The sequence below is a fragment of the Ferrimonas balearica genome (assembly GCF_019802085.1).
GTDB lineage: Bacteria > Pseudomonadota > Gammaproteobacteria > Enterobacterales > Shewanellaceae > Ferrimonas > Ferrimonas balearica_B.
Map to the genome: position 1 here is coordinate 1483354 of NZ_JAHVHV010000001.1, position 21086 is coordinate 1504439.

17 protein-coding genes are annotated in these 21086 nt (G+C 65.7%); 11 read left to right on the top strand and 6 right to left on the bottom strand.

What is annotated here, in order from left to right:
- Positions 1-12: 12 nt before the first annotated feature.
- Positions 13-477: a Mut7-C RNAse domain-containing protein gene (locus tag KUV81_RS06915; RefSeq protein WP_222543102.1), complete on the top strand. Its 465-nt coding sequence runs from the start codon at positions 13-15 to the stop codon at positions 475-477.
- Here KUV81_RS06915 and KUV81_RS06920 read toward each other — a convergent pair.
- Positions 474-1727, bottom strand: a complete 1254-nt coding sequence (locus KUV81_RS06920) for a hydroxymethylglutaryl-CoA reductase (RefSeq protein ID WP_222543103.1) — start codon at positions 1725-1727, stop codon at positions 474-476. The genes KUV81_RS06915 and KUV81_RS06920 overlap by 4 nt on opposite strands.
- A 263-nt stretch (positions 1728-1990) precedes the next feature.
- On the bottom strand, positions 1991-2710 hold the full coding sequence (locus KUV81_RS06925; protein WP_222543104.1) for a TetR/AcrR family transcriptional regulator: 720 nt from the start codon (positions 2708-2710) through the stop codon (positions 1991-1993).
- Positions 2711-2894: 184 nt separating this feature from the next.
- On the opposite strand from KUV81_RS06925, the gene KUV81_RS06930 reads away from it, so the two are divergent.
- Genes KUV81_RS06930 through KUV81_RS06940 form a run of 3 tightly spaced genes read left to right on the top strand, consistent with a single transcriptional unit; the run spans position 2895 to position 8144 of the window.
- Positions 2895-3962 carry an efflux RND transporter periplasmic adaptor subunit gene (locus tag KUV81_RS06930; protein ID WP_222543105.1) on the top strand — a complete coding sequence of 356 codons (1068 nt, stop codon included), beginning with the start codon at positions 2895-2897 and terminating at the stop codon, positions 3960-3962.
- A gap of 2 nt (positions 3963-3964) precedes the next feature.
- Positions 3965-5053, top strand: coding sequence for an efflux RND transporter periplasmic adaptor subunit (locus KUV81_RS06935; protein WP_222543106.1), 1089 nt, complete (start codon positions 3965-3967; stop codon positions 5051-5053).
- A gap of 1 nt (position 5054) precedes the next feature.
- Entirely contained in the window at positions 5055-8144 is a 3090-nt protein-coding gene (locus KUV81_RS06940; protein WP_222543107.1) for an efflux RND transporter permease subunit, read from the top strand.
- A 59-nt stretch (positions 8145-8203) separates the two neighbouring features.
- On the opposite strand, the gene KUV81_RS06945 is transcribed toward KUV81_RS06940, so the two are convergent.
- The gene (locus KUV81_RS06945) at positions 8204-8578 is read right to left on the bottom strand and encodes a PH domain-containing protein (protein WP_222543108.1); all 375 of its coding nucleotides are present in this window, start codon (positions 8576-8578) and stop codon (positions 8204-8206) included.
- Between the two features lie 48 nt (positions 8579-8626).
- Positions 8627-9622, bottom strand: coding sequence for an adenosine deaminase (gene add, locus KUV81_RS06950; protein WP_222543109.1), 996 nt, complete (start codon positions 9620-9622; stop codon positions 8627-8629).
- 339 nt (positions 9623-9961) lie between these two features.
- On the opposite strand from add, the gene KUV81_RS06955 reads away from it, so the two are divergent.
- The 6 genes from KUV81_RS06955 to KUV81_RS06980 are packed head-to-tail and all read left to right on the top strand — an operon-like array spanning position 9962 to position 16011.
- Positions 9962-11428: a UbiA family prenyltransferase gene (locus KUV81_RS06955; RefSeq protein ID WP_222543110.1), complete on the top strand. Its 1467-nt coding sequence runs from the start codon at positions 9962-9964 to the stop codon at positions 11426-11428.
- Positions 11412-12710: an FAD-dependent oxidoreductase gene (locus KUV81_RS06960; protein WP_222543111.1), complete on the top strand. Its 1299-nt coding sequence runs from the start codon at positions 11412-11414 to the stop codon at positions 12708-12710. Before KUV81_RS06955 ends, KUV81_RS06960 begins: the two co-directional genes overlap by 17 nt.
- Complete coding sequence (locus KUV81_RS06965) at positions 12707-13441, top strand: SDR family oxidoreductase (protein ID WP_222543112.1); 735 nt, start codon at positions 12707-12709, stop codon at positions 13439-13441. The genes KUV81_RS06960 and KUV81_RS06965 overlap by 4 nt, the downstream gene beginning before the upstream one ends.
- Before the next feature lie 7 nt (positions 13442-13448).
- Complete coding sequence (locus KUV81_RS06970; protein ID WP_222543113.1) at positions 13449-13817, top strand: transporter; 369 nt, start codon at positions 13449-13451, stop codon at positions 13815-13817.
- A 12-nt stretch (positions 13818-13829) separates the two neighbouring features.
- Positions 13830-14834, top strand: coding sequence for an NAD-dependent epimerase/dehydratase family protein (locus tag KUV81_RS06975; RefSeq protein WP_222543114.1), 1005 nt, complete (start codon positions 13830-13832; stop codon positions 14832-14834).
- Positions 14835-14838: 4 nt separating this feature from the next.
- Positions 14839-16011 (top strand): hypothetical protein, encoded by a 1173-nt coding sequence (locus KUV81_RS06980; protein ID WP_222543115.1) that lies wholly within the window; start codon positions 14839-14841, stop codon positions 16009-16011.
- On the opposite strand, the gene KUV81_RS06985 is transcribed toward KUV81_RS06980, so the two are convergent.
- Positions 16008-17750, bottom strand: a complete 1743-nt coding sequence (locus KUV81_RS06985) for an ABC transporter transmembrane domain-containing protein (RefSeq protein WP_222543116.1) — start codon at positions 17748-17750, stop codon at positions 16008-16010. The two genes, KUV81_RS06980 and KUV81_RS06985, sit on opposite strands and share 4 nt — an antisense overlap.
- 571 nt (positions 17751-18321) lie before the next feature.
- Here KUV81_RS06985 and KUV81_RS06990 point away from each other — a divergent pair.
- Positions 18322-20073, top strand: coding sequence for a hypothetical protein (locus tag KUV81_RS06990; protein ID WP_261389211.1), 1752 nt, complete (start codon positions 18322-18324; stop codon positions 20071-20073).
- Between the two features lie 132 nt (positions 20074-20205).
- On the opposite strand, the gene KUV81_RS06995 is transcribed toward KUV81_RS06990, so the two are convergent.
- Positions 20206-21039, bottom strand: a complete 834-nt coding sequence (locus KUV81_RS06995) for a MaoC family dehydratase (RefSeq protein WP_222543118.1) — start codon at positions 21037-21039, stop codon at positions 20206-20208.
- Positions 21040-21086 lie beyond the last annotated feature (47 nt).

Consider the following 21086-nt stretch of genomic DNA (forward strand, 5'->3'; position numbering starts at 1 on the left):
ACACTTCGGGGCATGAGCTCTGACCCACCCCGGTTTCTTGCCGATGCCATGCTGTTGCGCCTGGCCCGCTGGTTGCGGGCCCTGGGGTACGACACCCTGGACTGCCCGGGTGCCGAAGACCGCGAGCTGGTGCACCGCGCCAACACCGATAAACGCTGCCTGTTAACCCGGGATCGGGCCCTGCTTCGCGAACTGCGCCCCAAGGCTTCGCTCTACATCACCAGCCAACAGCCCCTGGAGCAACTGACCCAGGTGGTGGCCGACGCCGGACTGCCCAAGCCCAACCTGGTGTTCAGTCGCTGCCTGCTGTGCAACACGCCGCTGCACCGGGTCGACGTCCAGGCCCCCCTGCCGGAGTACGCCGCCCACCTGACCCATCAGCCCCGCAAGCGCTGTCCCCAATGCCAGCGCCTCTACTGGTTCGGTGCCCATGCCCGGCGCATGGAGATGGCCCTTCACCGGGCGGGCCTGAGTTAGGCGCTTTTGCCCCGGGCCAGCTTATGGTGGGCTCGGGAGAAATGCCCGGCGCTCAGGGCCCCGATGATGGACAGCTCTCCGGCCAGGCACAGGGCCGCGGTGACCTCCGCCAGAGCCCGGGCCTTACCCGGCCCTGCCAGCCCCATCAGAGACAGGCAGGCATTGGGGGTGGGCAGACCGGTGCCGCCGCCCACGGTGCCCAGCATCAGGTTGGGCAGGGTCACGGAGGCGTAGAGCCCGCCGTCGTCGCGGGCCTCCAGCCGGGTGATCCCCACCGCGGACTCCCCAACACAGGCCGCATCCTGGCCACAGGCGATGTAGAGGGCCGCCAGGCCATTGGCGTAATGGCCCTGGACGCCGATGGCGCCGCTTAGGATCCCGCCGGTGGCAGACAGGCGGCCGTAGGCCACCATACTTTCGGTTGTGGTGTGCAGGCGCTGGCGCACCAGCTCGGCGGGCAGGATCACCTCGGCGGACACCTTCTTGCCCCGCACGCCCCGCAGCGCCTGGGCCGTGGCTTTTTTGTCCCCGGACAGGTTGGCCTCGATGTAGGCGTGGCGCGGGGTCACCGGGCTGTGTTCCAGGATGTGGTGGAACACGGCGTTGGTCGCAATGGTCACCATGTTCTGGCCCGAGGCATCACCGGTGGTGTACTCGAACACCAGGTAGACGTTGTTGGCCTCCAGGTTGACGCTCACCGACTCCAGACGACCGTGGCGGGTGGTGGACTGGGCCACGCCCTTGAACACCTCGTACTGGGTGGAGACCCAGGCCACGAACTGCCCCGCCTCGGCCAGGGTGTCGAAACAGAATCCCGGGGTGCGCTGTACCGCCTCGCTGAGCAGCATGGCGCTGGCGCCGCCGGCCTCGCTGATAAGGCAAGCGCCCCGATGGTAGGAGGCCACCAGGGCCGCCTCGGTGGTGGCCAGGGGCACCAGGTAGTCGTCCTGGGCGTGGGTGCCGTTGACCCGCAGCGGCCCGGCCAGCCCCACCGGCATCTTGATGGTGCCGATGAAGTTCTCGATGTTCTTGGCGTACCCCTCCATCACGGCCTCGGTCTGGGGGTCCAGCAGCAGGGCCTGGGCCTCGGCATTGTCCAGCGCCTGCCAGCGTTTGCGGACCTGCACCGGGGAGAGGAAGGGGTTGCGGCTTTGCCGGCGCTTGAGCGGCGCAAAGGAGGGGCTCAGCGCCGTGTCGCACCCGGGCGGAGTCAGCTCGCCGGGGTGCCAGAGTTGGGTCAACTTGGGCATGGTGTCAGGCTCTGGGGCATTTGGGCGCACAACTGTACCAGCCCTTGAGGCCAATGCCTTGGGGAAAGGGTGCTGGTCGGCTCAGCTTTCCAGCAGACGTTCAGCTTTGGGTCAGGGTTGATCTGTCAGGGGCACAGCGCTCTTGCGGCTTTGTGATCACGGGGCAGCAGATTGTGAGGCCGGCGCTACCCCGGCGTCACAATCGAGAGGCCGAGGCGCCAGGGAGGAGAAGCGGCGCCCGGAGTGGATTCAACGGCGCGGGCCTAGAGGATGTGTTCCGGCACACAGGTGCCCGGCACCATCAGCTCGCTGAGGGATTTGGGTTCGGGGATCTTATGCTCCTCGATGCCCAGTAGCGGGGCAATCAGGCGGGCAAAGAGCCGCCAGTGCATCAACAGGGCGTGGTCGTGATCCCCGCCATAGGTCTGGCGCAGCAGCGGCCGCAGGGTGGCCGGCGCGTCGGAGAACATGCAGCAGAACCACTTGATCTCCGCCATGTTGGACTCGGTCAGGAAACCGTCCCCCTGGACCCGCTCCAGCTCCGCGAGCAACACCTTCTCGGTGCGGCCGGTGAGATCGTAGAGGTAGTCGAACAGCTCCTCCTTGGAGCCCATGGCGCTGGCCGCCAAGCGAGAGGGGCGCGGGTCAACCAGCAGGCTGGCCATCATGCGGATCAGGATCTCGTAGAGGCGCTCGTTGGAGGGCAGCGCCGGATCGGCCTCGGCCACCAGGGTCTCCATCAGGCCCTGCATGTAGAGGTGGATCTGGTCGCAGATCCGATGCCAGATCTGCTCCTTACTGCCAAAGTGGTGCCGGATGAGGCCGTGGGACACCCCCGCGGCTTCGCTGATCTCCCGCACCGACACCTTGTCGAACCCCTTCTCACTGAACAGGTCCGCCGCAGCGCAGAGGATGGCGTGTTTGGTTTGCTCGGCGGCGGCGGCGCTCTGGCGCCCGCTGCGCTTATCCACGGTGGCTGTCATCGGTCCTCCCAGTTGCTTAGGCCTCAATTATGCCCAGCCCGGTCGGGCCTGACCAGAGGGCATCAGAAAATTTACTATCCACATGGAAAGTATACTTGCTATACGGCCGGACAGTAAATATACTTTCCAACCGTATAGCAAGGTACATTCTGTTAACACACGCCCCAGTGCAGGAATTTCGCACATGATTGACCGCCCCCCGCGCCAGCTTCTGACGCTTTTCGGCCTCGCCGGCCTCCTGTTACTGCCCCTGAGCGGCTGCTCAGAGGTGCAATCCTTTCCGGTCCAGGAGGGGGAGAAGCCCGTCAAGATCCTCGACGTGCCCCACCATCACCAGGACCAGGAGCTGGCCTTCTCCGGTCAGATTGAAGCCAGCGACCGGGCCCGCCTGGCGTTTCGCGTTCCCGGACAGATCCAGGCATTGACCGTGCGCATGGGCAGCCGGGTGGAAGCCGGCCAACTGCTGGCCAGCCTGGACCCCACCGACTACCAACTGGCGGTGGAAGCCCGCCAGGCGGAGTACGACTTGGCCAAGGTGCGCCTGGCCCGGGACACCCGACTGTTCCAGGACCGCCTCATCAGCGAAGACCAGCTGGATCGCAGCCAGACCCAGCTGACGGTGGCCGAAGCCCAACTGGCCCAGGCCAAGACGGACCTGGGTTACACCCAGCTGACCGCCCCCTTCTCCGGGGCCATCTCCCTGACCCACAAGCGTGCCTTTGAGATCACCGGTGCCAATGAGCCGGTAATGAATCTCCAAGGGGACGACGTACTGGACATCAGTTTCAACCTGCCCAGCCGCCATCGGGCCCTGCTTGGCCAACCGGAGTCGGCCCACTTCACCGCCAGCTTCGTCGAGTGGCCCGGCCTGCGCCTGGACGCCCGTTTCAAGGAGAGCCAGGCCCGTCCGGACCGGGACACCAACAGCTACCGGGTCACCCTCTCCATCACCCGCCCCAGCCAGCTCAACCTGCTGCCGGGCATGGCCACCAAGGTTCACCTGAGCCGGCCCAGTCAGGACGCGCAGCCCTGGTATCTGCCGGAGGAAGCCGTGGTGTCCCGGGAGGGCCAACTGGTGACCGCCTGGAAGCTGGACAGCGATGACCGCCTGACCCCCATCACCCTGACCCTGGACGACCAGGGGGCCGTGATCGGCGGCGTCGAACCGGGGGATCGTCTGGTGGCCGCGGGGGCCAAGAAATTGCAATCGGGACAGAAAGTGCGCCGTTGGGTGCGGGAGGGAGGCCTGTGATCATGTCCTATCAAAAACTCAACCTGCTGTGGTTCGTGCTGCTGGTGCTGGCCCTGCTGCTGATGTCCGGCTGTACGCCGCAACAGCCGCCGGTAGAGGCCCCACCCATGGCGGTGGAGGTGATCACCGTCGGCAACAGTGAAACCGGCCAGGAACGCACCTTTAACGGCCAGGTGGTGGCCGCCGATCTGACGCAATTGGCGTTTCGCATCGACGGTAAGTTGGATCAACTGAATGTCCGCCCCGGCCAAAGCGTCAGCCAGGGCCAGTTGCTGGCCACCCTGGTCGACCGCACTCAGCGCCAGGCGCTGACCGACGCCCAGGCCCAGTTCACCCTGATGGATCGCCAGTTCCAGCGCGCCAGCGCGCTGCTGGCCCAGGGCTCGGTGTCCCAGGCGGAGCTGGATGAGCTCAGCGCCAACCGTCGCCTGGCCCAGGCCAACCTCAAAGCCGCTCAGGCCCAGTTGCGCTACACCCAGCTGCACGCTCCGTTCGACGGGGTGATCGCCGAGGTGCCCAAGGAGCGCTTCGAGACCCTGAGCCCCGGTGAGCCGGTCGCCACCCTCTACCGGTCCGACCGGGTGGACGTGCAGATCGCGGTACCGGATCTGCTGCTCTCCCAAATTGACCCCCAGGCCCAGTCCATCGGCTACCGCCCTCTGGCGCAGTTCGACGGTGAGCCCAGCCGCCACACCATGGGGTATCTGGAGCACACCCTGGAGCTGGACCCGCAGAGCCGGGCCTTCCAGCTGTGGCTGAGCATGCCCAGCCAGGCCCGCCCCCTGCGCCCGGGTCAGCCGGTCACGGTCAACGTGGACCTGGAAGCGGCGGGGCTCAGCCTGCCCCAGGGCCACCGGGTGCCCCTGACTGCCCTGGAAGCGGCCCAGCAGCCCGGACAGTTTCGTGTCTGGAAGGTCTCAGAAAACCGCGTTACGCCGGTGGCGGTGCGCGTCGGAGCCATCACCCAACAGGGGGCCCTGGTGGACAGCGGGCTGAGCATCGGTGACACCCTGGCGGTGTCCGGCCTGGCCCGACTGAGCCCCGAGATGACCGTCAACCCCGTTCCTGCCACTCAAGAGGCCCAGCAGTAAGATGAACATTGCGCAATACGCCATCAAGCACCGGGTGATCAGCTGGATGTTCCTGGTGATCCTCGCCGTGGGGGGCCTGATGGCTTTCCAGGACCTGGGCCGGCTTGAAGATCCCGCCTTTACCATCAAAGACGCCATGGTGATCACCCAGTACCCGGGCGCCACCGCCATGGAGGTGGAGGAGGAGCTCACCTACCCCCTGGAGAAGGCGATCCGCCAGCTGCCCTACGTGGACAAGATCACCTCCACCTCCACCCCGGGCATGTCCCAGATCATGGTCAGCATGAAGATGGACTACGGGGCGGATGAGCTGCCCCAGATCTGGGATGAACTGCGCCGCAAGGTCAACGACGAGGTGCCCATGCTGCCGCCGGGGGCCTACGCCCCCCAGGTGATGGACGACTTCGGTGACGTGTTCGGCATCCTGCTGATGGTGACCGGCGACAACTACAGCTTCAGCGAGCTCAAAGAGTACGTGGACGGCCTGCGACGCGAGCTGGAGATGGTGGAGGGCGTCGGCAAGGTCAGCCTCAGCGGCGATCAGCAGGAGCAGGTGTTCATCGAGATCTCCTTGAAGAAACTGGCCGCCCTCAACCTGGACATCAACACCGTGGTGGGGCTGCTGAACCAGCAAAACGCGGTGCTGAACGCCGGCAAGATCAGCATCGACGGCGAGTCCCTCTACCTGCGCCCCGGTGGCTTCGACTCCAGCGTGGACCCCATCATCCACGGCCGTGACACCGGCCAGCTGGTGCGCCTCACCGATGTGGCCACCATCCACCGGGGCTTCCAGGAGATCCCCAGCAACCTGGTGCAGTACAACGGCCAGAGCGCCATCAGCCTGGGGATCAGCTTCGCCACCGGCGTCAACGTGGTGGAGGTGGGCCAGCGCATCGATCAGCGCCTGGCGGAGCTGGAGCTGTCTCAGCCGGCGGGGATCGCCCTGCACACCCTCTATGACCAGCCCAAGGAGGTGGACCAGTCGGTGGACGGCTTTATCGTCAGCCTGGCCCAGGCGGTGGGGATCGTGATCCTGGTGCTGCTGTTCGCCATGGGGCTGCGCAGCGGTCTTATCATCGGCCTGGTGTTGCTGCTGACGGTGCTGGGCACCTTTATGATGATGCAGTGGACCGGGGTGGAGCTGCACCGCATCTCCCTGGGGGCGCTGATCATCGCCCTGGGGATGCTGGTGGACAACGCCATCGTGGTGGTGGAGGGGATCCTGGTGGGGCGTCAGCGCGGTCTCAGCAAGGTCGAGGCCGCCACCGCCATCGTTAAACAGACCATCTGGCCGCTGCTGGGGGCCACGGTGATCGCCATCACCGCCTTCGCCCCCATCGGCCTCTCCCCGGACGCCACCGGTGAGTTTATGGGCTCGCTGTTCTGGGTGCTGTGCTACTCGCTGTTCCTCAGCTGGGTCACGGCACTGACCCTGACCCCCTTCCTGGCGGACTTGCTGCTGCCCGGCACCAAGGAGACCGAGGCCGAAGAGACCCGGGATCCCTACCAGGGGGTGATCTTCACCCTCTTCCGCGCCACCCTGGGCTTTGCCCTGCGCCACCGGGCCCTGGCCCTGGCCGGGATGCTGGGCCTGCTGATAAGCGCCGGTGCCGGTTTCGGCCTGGTGAAGAACGCCTTCTTCCCGCCCTCCAACACCCCGATGTTCTACCTGGATCTCTGGATGCCCGAGGGCACCGACATCCGCCGGACCCACGAGGTGGTGACCGAGGTGGAGCAGACGATCCTGGCCAAGCCCGGGGTAGAGTTTGTCACCTCCACCACCGGCCAGGGGATGCAGCGCTTCACCCTCACCTACCAGCCGGAGAAGAGCTACGCCGCCTTCGCCCAGCTGCAGGTGCGCACCGACGATCGCGAGGGGATGATGGCGCTGATGCAGGAGCTCAGCACCGAGTTACCGGCCCGCTTCCCCCAGGCCCAGTTCCAGCAACGACTGATGGAGATCGGTCCCTCCCCCGCCTCCAAGATCGAGGCGCGGCTGATTGGCCCGGATCCAGACACCCTGCGCCAGTTGGCGACTGAGGTGGAAGCGGTGTTCCTGGCCGATCCGGGCGCCCGCAACGTCCGCCACAACTGGCGGGAGCGCACCAAGGTGCTGGTGCCGGTGATCAATGAGTCCCAGGCCCGCCGCCTGGGGGTCAGCAACGAAGAGCTGGCGGGCACCCTGCAGATGGCCTTCGGCGGCAGCCAGGTGGGCCTGTACCGCGACGGCACCCGCATGCTGCCCATCGTGGTGCGCCTGCCGGACGACGAGCGGGTGGACTTCGGCAGCTTCGACAACATCAAGATCTGGAGCCCCACCCTGCAGGCTTACGTGCCGGTCCAGCAGGTGGTCAGCCGGGTGGACCTTGAATGGCAGGATGCGGTGATCCAGCGCCAGGATCGCAAGCGCACCCTGACGGTGATGGCGGACCACGACATCCTGGGGAATGAAACCGCCGCCAGCCTCTTTGCCCGGCTGCGTCCGGCGGTGGAGGCCCTGCCCCTGCCGGCGGGTTACAGCCTGGAGTGGGGGGGCGAGTTCGAAGCCCAGGAGGACGCCCAGTCCATGCTGTTCAGCTCCCTGCCCATGGGGTATCTGTTCATGTTCATCATCACGGTGTTCCTGTTCGACTCCCTGCGCAAACCCATGGTGATCTGGCTGACCGTGCCGCTGTCGGTGATCGGGGTGACCGTGGGCCTGCTGGTGACCAACCAGCCGTTCACCTTCACCGCCCTGCTGGGCCTGCTCTCTCTGAGCGGCATGGTGCTAAAGAACGGCATCGTGCTGCTGGATCAGCTCAACCTGGAGCTGGACTCCGGCAAGGCGCCCTACCAGGCGGTGGTGGACGCGGCCATCAGCCGGGTCCGTCCGGTGAGCATGGCGGCCTTGACCACCATCCTGGGGATGATCCCGCTGATGTTCGACGCCTTCTTCGCTTCGATGGCGGTGACCATCATGTTCGGCCTGGGCTTCGCCACGGTGCTTACCCTGGTGGTGGTGCCGGTGCTCTACGCGAGCTTCTACCGCATCGCCCCGCCCGAGGAGGCTCCGGCCCCCGCGCCGGCGCCGGTAGCGGCCCAGGCGGCCTGATCACCGACGATAAAAAAAGGCGACCCTTGGGTCGCCTTTTTTCCATTCACAGGCCGAGGTCAGAGCACCAAATCGGCGATGGCCCGCTGGATCCCCACCACGTCGGTGCCCCGTTTAAGCTCTCGCACCAAGGGCTCAGACTGGCCGGAGATCCAGATCTTGAGCTCGGCGTCCATGTCGAAGCGGCCATTGGTCTCCACCAGGAAGTGGGTGATCGCCTTGAAGGGGATGGAGTGGTACTCCACCTTCTTGCCGGTCACCCCCTGCTTGTCGATCAGCAGCAGCCGTTTGTTGGTGAAGATGAAGAGATCGCGGATCACCTTGTAGGCCAGTTTCAGCGTCTCATCCGAGGCCAGGATCGGCGCCAGCTCATTGTGGAGCTCATCCAGGTCCACCTCGCTGGCGTTGCCCAGCAGCCCATCCAACAGTCCCATACTCCCTCCTTGTGGTAAAACGCCCCGACGCCCGCGCGCCGAGGGCAATCAGGTGCGTTTGGCCTGCAGGGCCTGACGCTCACTGTCACTTAAAAATGCCGCGGCCAGGCCGTTGCGCTGCAACTGGCGGCACTGGGCACCGCTGAGCCCCGCCGCCGGCGCCGCCACTTCGTACTCGTGGCGCAGCTCAATCCCCTCCACCCCGGGATCGTCGGTGTTCAGGGTCACCAAAAGCCCCCGCTCCAGGAAGGTGCTGATGGGGTGGGCAGAGAGGCTGGCTACCGTGGTGGTCTGCACGTTGGAGGTCAGGCAGGACTCCAGGGCGATCCCCCGCTTTGCCAGGTGATCCATCAGGGCCGGATCCGTCACCGCTTTGACCCCGTGGCCGATGCGCTCGGCCCCCAGGACGTCCACCGCGTGCCAGATGCTTTCGGCCCCCGCCGCCTCGCCGGCGTGCACCGTGATGCGAAAACCGGCGTCCCGGGCCAGGCGGAAATGGTCCTCGAACAGGGCACCGGGCTTGCCCAGCTCATCCCCGGCCAGGTCCATGGCGGTGATCTTGTCGCGAAACGCCAAGCAGGCTTGCAGCTCTTCATGGCAGGCGTCGGGGCCAAAGGTGCGGCTGAGAATGCCGATAAGCTTGGCCTGGACGCCAAAGTCCCGGCAGCCGGCGGTGACCCCGTCGATCACCGCTTCGACCACCCCCTCCGGCGCCAGCTGATGGGCTTGGGCCATGTAGCCCGGTGAGAAGCGCAACTCGGCGTAGTCGATGCCGGCGGTGTGCAGATCCTCGGCGTTTTCATAGGCGACCCGACGCACGGCGTCGTAGTCCTTGAGCATCGCCACCCCCCAGTCCAGCTTGGCCAGGAAGGTGACCAGATCCGGGGCGTTGTCGGTGATCTGAACCTGGGGGATCAAGTCGTCGAAGGTGTCGGCGGGCAGCGCCAGGTTGTGCTGTTGACCCAGCGCCCAGATGGTGCTGGGGCGGATATTGCCGTCCAGGTGGCGATGCAGATCCACCAGGGGCAACGAAGTATCAATCATCTGGAAAGTCCTTGTTATTGGTCCGCTACAGTGACGGGGATCTTTGTCCACCTGTTGTTAACCACTATAGGGCGAGGCAAGGATAACGGAAAGCGGGGTCGATGGGCAGTGCGCCCCTGTACCGTCCGGCCGGTGAAGCCCCGCCGAGGCCCCCAAAACCCCGGTCCCACCCCAGTGGCAGCGCTTTCCCGGTATTGGTCTATAGTCATTGGCACGCCCGACGGGACATCGAGCTGTTTTCTCAGGGCTTCATGGTTAAAACCACGGGAAATACCCCCACTAAACCGAGCCAGGTTCGCAGATGTCATGAGCAGCGGCCCGTTCACCCAGGAACCGCAGATGATGGCGGTTCCCCTCAAGCAACAGACGCCTCTGTGTGTCGATCTCGACGGCACTCTGCTCAAATCCGATCTCTCCTTCGAGCTGCTGCTGGTGATCATCCGTACCCAGCCCTGGAACCTGGTGCCCCTGCTGACCACCCTGCTGCAAAGCGGCCTGGCCCCTTTTAAACAGCGGCTTGCATCAAGCGCCCAACTGGACGTGACCCGCCTGCCCTACCACCTCCCGGTGATCCACTACCTGGAACGCCAGGCCCAGCGCCGGCCTCTGTGGCTCTGCACCGGCAGCGACCAGAAAATCGCACGACAGGTGGCCGACCACCTGGGCTGTTTTGCCGGCGTCATCGCCTCCGATGGCGAGGTGAACTGCACCGGCGAGCGCAAGGCCGAGGCGCTCGTCGGCCGCTTTGGCCCCGGGGGATTCGACTACGTCGGCAACGAGCGCAAGGACCTGGCGGTGTGGCAGGCCGGACGCCGGGCACTGCTGGTTACTCGCTCCCGGCGTTTCGCGCTCTGGGTCACCCAGAGGGTCAAACTGCAGCGGATCTTCTGGGGGAAACCCCTCTCCTTTAAGCACTGCGTCAAGGCGATACGGGCCCACCAGTGGAGCAAGAACCTGCTGATCCTGGTGCCCCTGCTGCTGGGACACCAAGCCCTGCCTGCCGGCACCCTCGACCGCGCCCTGTTGACCCTGGCGGCCTTCTGTACCCTGGCCTCGGCGACCTACATCATCAATGACCTGATGGACTTGAGTGCCGACCGACTGCACCACCAGAAACGCAACCGGCCCTACGCTTCGGGCCAGATCCCCATCTCGACCGGCCTGTCTCTGGTGCCGCTGCTGCTCGGGCTGACGGCGGGGCTGGCCCTGTTGCTGCCCCCGGTGATCCAGGGGATGCTGCTGCTCTACGGCCTGGCCACCCTGGCCTACACCTTCTACTTAAAGCACCTGTTGCTGGTGGACGTCTTCACGCTGGCCGGCCTCTACTGCCTGAGGGTGCTCACCGGCATGCTGCTGGTGGGCGGAGCCGGCTCCTTCTGGCTGATGGCCTTCTCGCTGTTCTTCTTTCTGTCCCTGGCGATGGCCAAGCGGGTGACGGAGATCATCCACACGGTGCGCCTGCAACCGCGGGCCGAGCGGGTTCGGGGCTACCGGACCCGGGACAGCCAGGTGCTGACCGCTTTCGGCGTCGGCTGCGCCATCGTCGCCAGCTTGGTGATCACCCTCTACTTCAACGGGGAGAAGGTGCAGACCCTCTACGCCTGGCCAGCGCTGCTGTGGCTCATCTGCCCTTTGCTGCTGTACTGGCTCACTCGGGTGTGGCTGCTCACCAGCCGAGGAGAGCTGCACGAGGACCCGGTGCTCTTTGCCCTGCGCGACCCCACCAGCTTGCTGCTGATCGGCGCAAGCGCGGGCCTGGTAGTGCTGGCCGCCAACGGAGATCTCTGGTTTGACTGGCTACGCTGAGTACGGCGCCTGGGGGCGATTGCCGGCACCGCCGCAGCGGGCGATCCGGGACCTCTCCGGCCCCAGCCTGGCTGCCCAGTCCACCTCGCTGTTGCCCTACGGCCGTGGGCGAAGCTACGGCGACAGTTGCCTTAACAGCGATGGGGTGCTGCTGGACACCCGGGATCAGGACCACCTGCTGAGCTTCGACAACGGCGTGTTGCGCTGCGAGTCCGGGGTCCGGTTCGACGATTTGGTGCGGCTGTTTGTACCCCTGGGCTGGTTTTTGCCGGTGACCCCGGGTACCACGGAGATCACCTTGGGGGGCGCCATCGCCAACGACGTCCACGGCAAGAACCACCACAGGGCCGGCACCTTCGGCCGTCATGTGCGCCGAATTGGTCTGTGGCGCAGCGACCGCGGGGAGCTGACCTGCTCTGCCGACCAGGACCCGGAGCTGTTTGGCGCCACCATCGGCGGGCTGGGCCTCACCGGCCTTATCCGCTGGGCCGAGTTCGATCTCAAACCCATCCCCAGCAACGCCGTACGGGTGATGACCGAACCGTTCGACACCCTGGAGCAGTTTATGAACCTCTCCTTCGAACACAGCACCCGGGCCGAGTACACCCTGGCCTGGCTCGACAGCCTCTCCGCCAAGCGCGGACGCTGCCGCGGGCTGTTCTTCGCCGGCAACCACGCCGATGAGCCGGTCCGGGAGGGGCGTCGGTGGCGTCCAAGCCTGCCCAGTGATCTGCCGGGGTTTGTGCTCAATCGCGGGACCATCGGCGCCTTTAACCGGCTCTACTACCAGCGGGGCAAGAGGCGCGGCACCGACAACCAGTCACTGTGGCGGTTTTTCTACCCCCTGGATGGGATCCGCCACTGGAACCGCCTCTATGGCCGGCGCGGCTTCTACCAGTACCAGTGCGTGGTGCCCCTGGACGCCGTCAAGGCCCTGCAGCGCCTGCTGGAAACCATCCGCCTGGCCGGCCAAGGCTCATTCCTGGGGGTGCTCAAGGTGTTCTCCGACATCCCCTCCCCCGGCTGGCTCTCCTTTCCCCGCCAGGGCGTCTGCCTGGCACTGGACCTGCCCAACCGGGGGCCGGACACCGCCGCACTGCTCAAGCGCCTGGATCTGCAGCTGGCCGAATGTGGCGGCCGGCTCTATCCGGCCAAGGACGCCTGCATGAGTCCGACCGACTTTGCCCAGGCCTACCCGGCACTGGAGCGCTTTCGCGGCCAGTGCGATCCCGCCTTCAGCTCCGACTTCTGGCGCCGGGTGAGCGCTAAGGGGGGTGTATGAGAGTCCTGGTATTCGCCGCCACCTCCGCCATGGCCAAGCCCCTGTGCCGCCATCACGCCGCCCAGGGCCATCGGATGTGCCTGGTGGGCCGAGATGACGACAAGCTGGCGCGGCTGGCCCAGGATCTGACGGTACGCGGGGCCGGGGCGGTGGAAACCGTGGTGGCGGATCTGGCCTGTCCGGAGCGAGCCGACACCCTTATAGAGCAGCTCTGGCAGGCGGAGGACCCACCCCAAAGGGCCTACTTCTTCCAGGGAGCCCTGCCGGATCAGAGCCAGTGCCAGCAGAGCGTCGATGACACCCTGGCCAGCTTCCAAGTCAACGCCCTGGGGGTCATTGCCCTGCTCACGCCCCTGGCCCAGCGGATGGAAACCGCCGGCCGGGGCGCTTTGGTGGTGGTCAGCTCGGTGGCCGGCGACCGGGGACGACAAAGCAACTACGTCTACGGCAGTGCCAAGGCGCTGCTCAACACCTTCCTGCAGGGGCTGCGCCACCGCCTGGCCCCGGCGGGCGTCCAGGTGATCACCATCAAGCCGGGGTTTGTCGACACCCCCATGACCGCCCACCTGGACAAAGGCCCCCTGTGGGCCCAGCCCGAACAGGTCGCCGAGGGGATCATAAAGGCCACCGAACGGGGGCGCAGCGAAGTCTATCTGCCCGGCTACTGGCGGGGGATCATGGCGGTGATCCGCGCCCTGCCCCAGCCGCTGTTTAACCGGCTCAAGTTGTGAGGTCGCCATGTCCGTCTACATCCCCGCCATCCTCTTCACCGTGTTCACCAACTTCCTCTCCCAGATCCTGTTGAAAAAGGGGATGACGGTGGTGGGGCCGGTGGAGCTCAGTGCCCAGGGACTGCGTACCATCGGTGGGGCGGTGATGTTCAATGGCTACGTGATGGGTGGACTGGTGGTGATGGTGATCAGCATGTTCTCCCACCTCTACGTGCTCTCCAAGGTGGAGATCAGCTACGCCTACCCCTTCCTCGGCCTCTCCTTCGTGCTCACCACCGCCTACGGTTACTGGGTGCTGGCCGAAGGGGTCAACCTGTGGCGCGTCCTGGGCGTGCTGTTCATCTGTACCGGCGTGGCCATCGTGGCCCGCAATTAGGAGCGCCCGCCAATGAGGCACATCATCCTGGGTGGGGACGGTTTTCTGGGCACCGAACTGTGCCAGAAGCTGCTGGCCCGCCAGGCGTCGGTGATAGTAGCGGACATCAAGCAGAGCGCCGACTCGCCCATCTACCAAAACCCCCTGGTGCAGTTTGTGCCCATCGATGTGCGTCTGCCCCAGACCCTGGCACGCCTTAAGGTGCAACCTGAGGATCACGTCTATCACTTCGCCGCCCGTCTGCTGATGCCCATCCTGCCTAGGGGGGCGCGTCGGGATCACTTCTGGTCGGTGCTCTACCAGGGCACCCAGAATGTGCTGGCCTACCTGGACAGCCGTGGCTGTCACCGCCTGGTCTACTTCACCACCGACATGGTGTACGGCCACACCCGGATCCACCCCCGGCCGGAGTCCCACCCCAGGGAACCCCTGGGGCCCTACGGGGAGGCCAAGTACCACACCGAGCTCTTGTGCGAGCAGCGCCGAAAGGCAGGCTGGCGGATCACCCTGTTCCGGCCCCGGCTGATCATTGGTCCGGGCCGGCTTGGGATCCTGGAGAGGCTGTTCCGCCTGGTGGAGCTCAACCTGCCGGTGCCCACCATCGGCAATGGCCGCAACCACTACCAGTTCATCTCGGTGTCCGACTGCGCCGATGCCTGCCTGGCGGCGGTGGACAATCAGTACCCCAACCGAGCGTTCAACCTTGGCTCCGCCGAGCCCCCCACCGTCAACGCCCTGCTGCGCACCCTGATCGACCATGCGGGCAGCCGCTCCTTCCTGTTGCCCACCCCGGCCCGGCTGGTCAAGGGGGTGTTGGCGGGATTGGATCGCCTGGGCCGGCCGCTGATGGACCCGGAACAGTACCTGATCGCCGATGAAACCTGCGTACTGGACATCTGTGCCGCCCAAAAAGAGCTGGGCTGGGCCCCCACTCAGGATGATGCCCAGATGCTGATCGCCGCCTTCGACAGCTACCGGGCCGCCCGGCGCCAGGCGTTGGATCTCAAACAGGCCTGAGCCCATGCGCGTCTCGCCCCCCCTGCCGCCAGCACCGCCTACCCTCTCGGGCGCCCCGGCGAGACTTCGGGTGCTGCTGCAGATCCTGGCGCTGGCCACGCTTTTTACCCTGGTGGGGCTGCTGATGGTGGCGATCACCCAGCCCTTCTCCTTCGGCGACGCCGAGCGCTACCTGGCCATGGCCCAAAACCCCGGCCAGTTCACCGCCGCGCCCTGGGGCTACCGGGTGGCGGTGCCCTACCTGGCCGCGGCCCTGAGCCGGGGGGTTGGCCTGCCACTGATGGACAGCTTCGCCCTGCTGCAGTTGGGCTGCTACAGCGCCTTTTTGACCCTGCTCTATCTCTGGCTGCGTCGCACTCTGGGCTTGAGCTGGGTCGCCAGCAGTGCCGCCTGCCTGCTGTTCATCTTCTCCTACCCCGGGGTGTTCAACCTGCACAACGTCATGCACGTGGGCCTGGCGGAGCACCTGGGGATCCTGCTTGGCTGCATGGCGATCCACCGCGGCGCCTTTGTCCGCCTCTGGCTGCTTATCGCCCTCACCTGCTTTGTGAAAGAGAACATCGGCCTGCTGCTGATCCCCACCTGGGCCTTCGTCACCTGGCGCGACCAGGGTTGGCGCCAGGCGCTCTTCACCACCGCCGCCCTGCTGGTGACCTTTATCGCCCTGCACCTGTTTATCCGCTCCGGCTGGCTGTTCAACAACACCCCGGACTTGACCACCTACACCGGTTTCTACAGCCTGGACTGGCTGCATTACGTCTATGGCTACTGGGGCGGTCTGCTGGGGGCACTGAAGCTCACTCTGGCCACCTTCGGCCCGGTGTGGGTGCTCTTCCTTTTGGGGCTGAGCCAGAGCACAGGCCGGCTGCGCTGGATGGGCCTGTTGCCGCTTTTGGCGGCGATGCAGGTGGTCCTGGCCACCGATGTGTGGCGCATGGTGGGGCTGGGGGCCCCCATGGTGCTGGCCCTCTCCGCCGTCGCACTCCACCGCCTGCCCCGACACAGCTGCGTGGTGGCGGTGGGGCTGAACGCCCTCTACTTTATGGCCTTCAACAACAGCATGAAGCTGGCGATGGCGGCGCTGTTTGCCCTCGCCCTGCTAGGACTGTGGTTCTACCGTCAGCGCCTCAACTTCCACTTCGACCAGCCCCAGCTGGACGGAGACAAGCTCGGTTAGCCGGTTTTCATCAGCTGCAGCTGGGCCAGCTCCCGGTACAACGGGCTTTGGTCCATCAAGGCGTCGTGGCTGCCGGTGGCCCGGATCCGTCCCCCCTCCAGCACCACCAGGCGGTCGGCCCCCACTACGGTGGCCAGACGATGGGCGATGATCACCGTGGTGCGCCCGGCCATCAGGGTTTCCAGCGCGGCCTGCACCTGGGCCTCGTTGGCGGCATCCAGTGCCGAGGTGGCTTCATCCAGTAGCAAAATCGGCCGGTCCGCCAGGATGGCCCGGGCGATGGCAATGCGCTGCTTCTGACCCCCGGACAGACGCACCCCGCGCTCCCCCAGGAAACTGTCGTACCCCTCGGGCAACGCTCTGACAAACTCGTCCGCCCGGGCAGCGCGGCAGGCCGCCTCCACCTCCGCCAGGCTGGCCTCGGGGCGGCCGTAGCGCACGTTCTCCAGCACCGAGGTGGCGAAGATCACCGGCTCCTGGGGCACCAGGGCAAACTGCTGGCGCCACTGGGCCGGATCCACCTCGGCGGTGTCCACATCCCCCAGGCACACCCGCCCCTGCTGGGGGCGATAGAACAGCTTCAGCAGCTGGAACAGCGTGGTCTTGCCGGCGCCGCTGGGGCCCACCAGGGCCACCCGCTCCCCCGGGGCGATGGTCAGATTGACCTGCGACAGCACCGGAAGCTGGGGTGCACTGGGGTAGGCGAAGGTCACGTTCTCAAAGCCGATGGCACTGCGGGCCGCCTCCGGCAGCGCACTGGGCTTGGACGGGGCGGCGATGGCCGGTACCACCGCCATCATCTCCTGCAGCCGCTCGCTGGCTCCCGCCGCGCGCTGGATCTCGCCAATCACTTCGCTCAGGGTGCCGACGGCGCCAGCCACCAGCACCGCGTAGAACATAAAGGCGGTCAGCTGACCGGCGGTCAGGGTGCCGGCCATCACCTCCAGGGCCCCCAGCCAGCTCACCAGGGTGATGGCGGTGACCGACAGGATCATCACCGCCGCAATAAGCCCGGAGCGGTAACGGATCCGCCGCGCTGCGGTGCTCATCACCGCCTCCACCTGCTCGGCGAAGTGGGCACGATCCCGCCCTTCGTGGCCATAGGATTGCACCGTTTGGATCTCATGGAGGGTCTCATCCACCGTGGCCCCCAACTGGGCCACCCGGTCCTGGCTGGCTCGGGAGAGGGTCCGCACCCGGCGACCGAAAAAGGCAATGGGGCCCAGCACCACGGGCACCGCCACCAGCACCGCCAGGGTCAACTGCCAGCTGGTGATGGCCATCATCGCAACGCCCCCCACCAGGGTCAGGGCGGAGCGCAACGCCATGGAGAGGCTCATCCCCACCACCGTCTGCAGCACCGTGGTATCGGCGGTAAAGCGGGAGATCACCTCGCCGGTGCGGGTGGTGTCGAAGAAATCCGGCGACAGCCCCAGCAGGTGATCGTACACCGCTTTTCGGATGTCGCCGCTGACCCGCTCCCCCAGCCAGGTCATCAGGTAGAAGCGCAGGAAAACCGCCATGCCCCCCACCAGGTTGATCCCCAGCACCAGCAGCATCAGGCCATTGAGCTGGCTGGGATCGCCGGAGAGAAAGCCGCGGTCCACCAGCAGGCGCACCCCCTGGCCCAGCACCAGCCAGGAAGCGGAGCCCACGATCAGGGCCGCCAGGGCCAGGAGCACACGATGTCGGTAGGGTTGTAAAAAGCGCCAAAGCCAGCGCAGCGTGGGGGTCAGCATCGAAATCCTTGATAGGGGGTGTCAGGGGTAGGATATCCCAGTGTGAGCGGCTCGCCCATGTCCGGTTAACCGTCGGTTAAGCCCGCCTTCAGCACCGAACGGCATTTCGATACAACTAAGGGCTATTGGCCTTCCTCTTGCCCCCGTGTCAGGGCAATTTGCACAGCCTGTTCTCCCTCTCAAGCGCCTTTTTTGATCCCCCTCTCAGGCCAACAGCAAAGGCATAACGCCCTACGCCCACGGGCGTTTCAGGGCAAGGACAAAATTTGAACGGCTTATTTTTCTTTCGTGATCACCATCACAACCAAAGGTAGCGAAATTGCTAATTTTAAGTTGCCTAAATTAGCCATTGGAGAATTAGAAAACCCGAAAGATCCAACACTTACGACCCGGCTGAAATTGCGGGCGAACTCCACTCACTCTTGCCAACAGGCCAACGCAGGGCCGGACCTTGGGCAGCGACGCCGTCGCCTGCTCCGGCCCCGTTCAGGCCCGGCGTCAGACCAGGCAACCGGGAGTCACAGACAAAGGGAATTCGGCCGAGTCAGAACACCCATAACGGAGAATGATGATGAAACGACTCACTGGATGCCTGGCCCTGTTCCTGCTGGCGTTTGCCACGCAGGCGGCCAAACCGGTCGACAACGACGGTGACGGATACCGGTCGACCCAGGATTGCAACGACAACGATGCGGCGGTGTGGCAGCTCAACAGCTGCGGACAGTGCGCCATCGAACCTGTGGGGGGCTGCAGCGCGGACAACCCCCACGCCGCCCTCACCTGGGGGGATTACCCCACCGCCTGCCAGAACTGCCACGACGGCGGCGAAGGCGGCTTCCAATACGACGAGATGTTCGGCTCCACCCACTACCAGTGGACCGGCGAAACCCCGGACATGATCAACCAGGGCGGTACCCTACAGGGTAAGCTGACCAACGCCGTCAACAGCTACTGCATCAACATCGAGGGCGACTGGCCGGTGTGCGGCTCCTGCCACGCCGGACGGGGCATCAAGCCCGGTGAGGGCGACACCGTGGCCAACGTTGACTGCCTGATGTGCCACAACGCCGACTACGCCCTGAACCGGGTGCGTCTGCCTGACGGCAGTCTGGGGCCGGCTGAGGGCACCGACAGTGCGGTGCTGGATGGTTACGTGCAGAACCTGGCCCCCCCGACCCGCACCAACTGCCTCAAGTGCCACGCCTATGCCGGTGGTGGCGATGGGGTGAAACGGGGGGATCTCTCCTCCGCCCTGATGGCCAACGGTGACGCCCATTTTGATGTCCACATGAACGTCACCGGCGCCAATCTCCAGTGCCAGGATTGCCACCAGTTCATCAACCATCGGGTGATCGGCAAAGGCTCGGATCTGCGGCCCACCGACGACGTGGTCCGCGGGGCTGAGATCACCTGCGCCAGCGCCACCTGCCACCAGGGCATGGACTCCGGTGTCGGTCACGCCAGCTCCGGACGCCGGGGCGAGCCGGACCGCCACGTGCCGCGGGTCGCCTGCCAATCCTGCCACATCCCCACCTACGCCAAGGACCTGGGGGATCCCGCCCACGTGCCCACCGAGATGCATCGGGACTGGCAGTTCCACCACGACGGCACCCCGGCCGACGGCGTCTCCGGGCCTGGCCACCCCCACACCGACAAGGCCGCCAATCAGCTGCCGCTGGTGCGCTTCTGGAATCGCCAGAGCGACAACTACCTGCTGGGAGACCCCGCGGTGGTGGATCCAGACACCGGTCGCTACCCCACCTCGCGGCCCATCGGCGGCGTGGACGACGGCAAACTGGTGCCCTTCAAGTACAAGACCGCCCTGCAACCGATGACCAGTGCAGACCAGCGTCTGATCGCCCTGGACACCTTCGTCTACCTCAAAGGGTCCGGTGACGCCGTGGAGGCCACCGAGTCCGGTCTGGTCAATATGGGTTACCCGGTGAATGAGCCCTACGAGTGGGTGGAGACCGACACCTTCCAGATGATCAACCACGGGGTGAACCCCGCCAGCGATGTGGCGGCCTGTGAGCAGTGCCACCAAACCAATCTGGACCTGACCACCGATTCCCTGCTGGACCAGATGGGCTATGCCCTCAAGGGGCCCAAGGAGCAGGTTTGCAACCAGTGTCACGACGGTTCCAAGAACCTGCCCCGCACCTGGGACAAGATGCACAACCACGTCGAGAAGGGCACCACGGGCATCGATTGCGCCTTCTGCCACGACATCTCCCGTCCCGAGCGTGGCCTGTGCAGCCCCTGTGACAGCAGCTGCTCGGCCGAGTACGTGGACAACGTGCCCTACCCCCATCAGTGCAACTGAGGCGCTCACTCCCAAGCCGGGCTGCCCCACAGCCCACCCAAACCAAGGGCGCCATCGGCGCCCTTACTTTTTGCCACCCAAACGCACCACGCCCGGCCATTGGGCCGGGCGCGGTCAATCAAAGCGTCAGCGTCAGTCGGCGTCGAGGGTGGCTTCCACCAGGGGCTTGCCGGCGCTATTGGCCAGACGCAGGGCGCGGCCATCGCGCTCGATGGTGCCGGTACCGGGCATCAGCACCGGGCGCTTAAAGTCGAAGCTGGCACCCTTGAGCGGGGTTTTCACCGCCGACAGCATCTTGGCCACCATGTACATGCCGTGGGCGATGGGGGCGTCGAAACCGAACGGCTTGGCGGTGATGCGGTGCAGGTGGATGGGGTTGTAGTCGCCGGAGATCCGGGCGTAACCACGGGCCACCTGGGGCGCCAGGGCCAGGGTTTCCAGGGTCTGCCAATCGTACTCCACCTTGGGGGCACGGGCCCCGGCCCGGCGGCGGCGTCGGCCCCCTTCGGCTGGCAGGCGCAGCAGGCAGCGGCTGGTGTAGCGGGCACAGCAGGTTTCGCCCTGGTAGAACTCGCCCACCAGTTCAAACTCCAGGCCCTTCTCGGTGGTGCCCTGCTCGCCCACTTTCATCACCACGTCGTAGACGCCGTCGGCGTCCATCTCAGTGAGCACCTCGAAGCCCACCCCCAGGTGGATCATTCCCAGGGGCTGCACCGGCATCTCCTTGTCGGTCAACATCACCAGTTGGATGGGCTGGGTGGCCACGAACAGGTAGGAGAGCGGCAGTGTGTCGGCGTCGAATCCGCAAAACGCGTTGTAACGGCGCCGTTTGCTGGCATCAAACCGAAACCCTTCCACCTTGACCTCCATGGCCGGCAGGGCGCCCTGCTCGCAACGCTTGACGAAGCCTTTCCACACCAGGCTCAGGTTGGAGGGGATATCGCTGGGTTTAAGGGTTTGATTCATAAAGTATGTGTCCAATAGGTCCTGTTTTAGCCCGCCAAGGATACCCG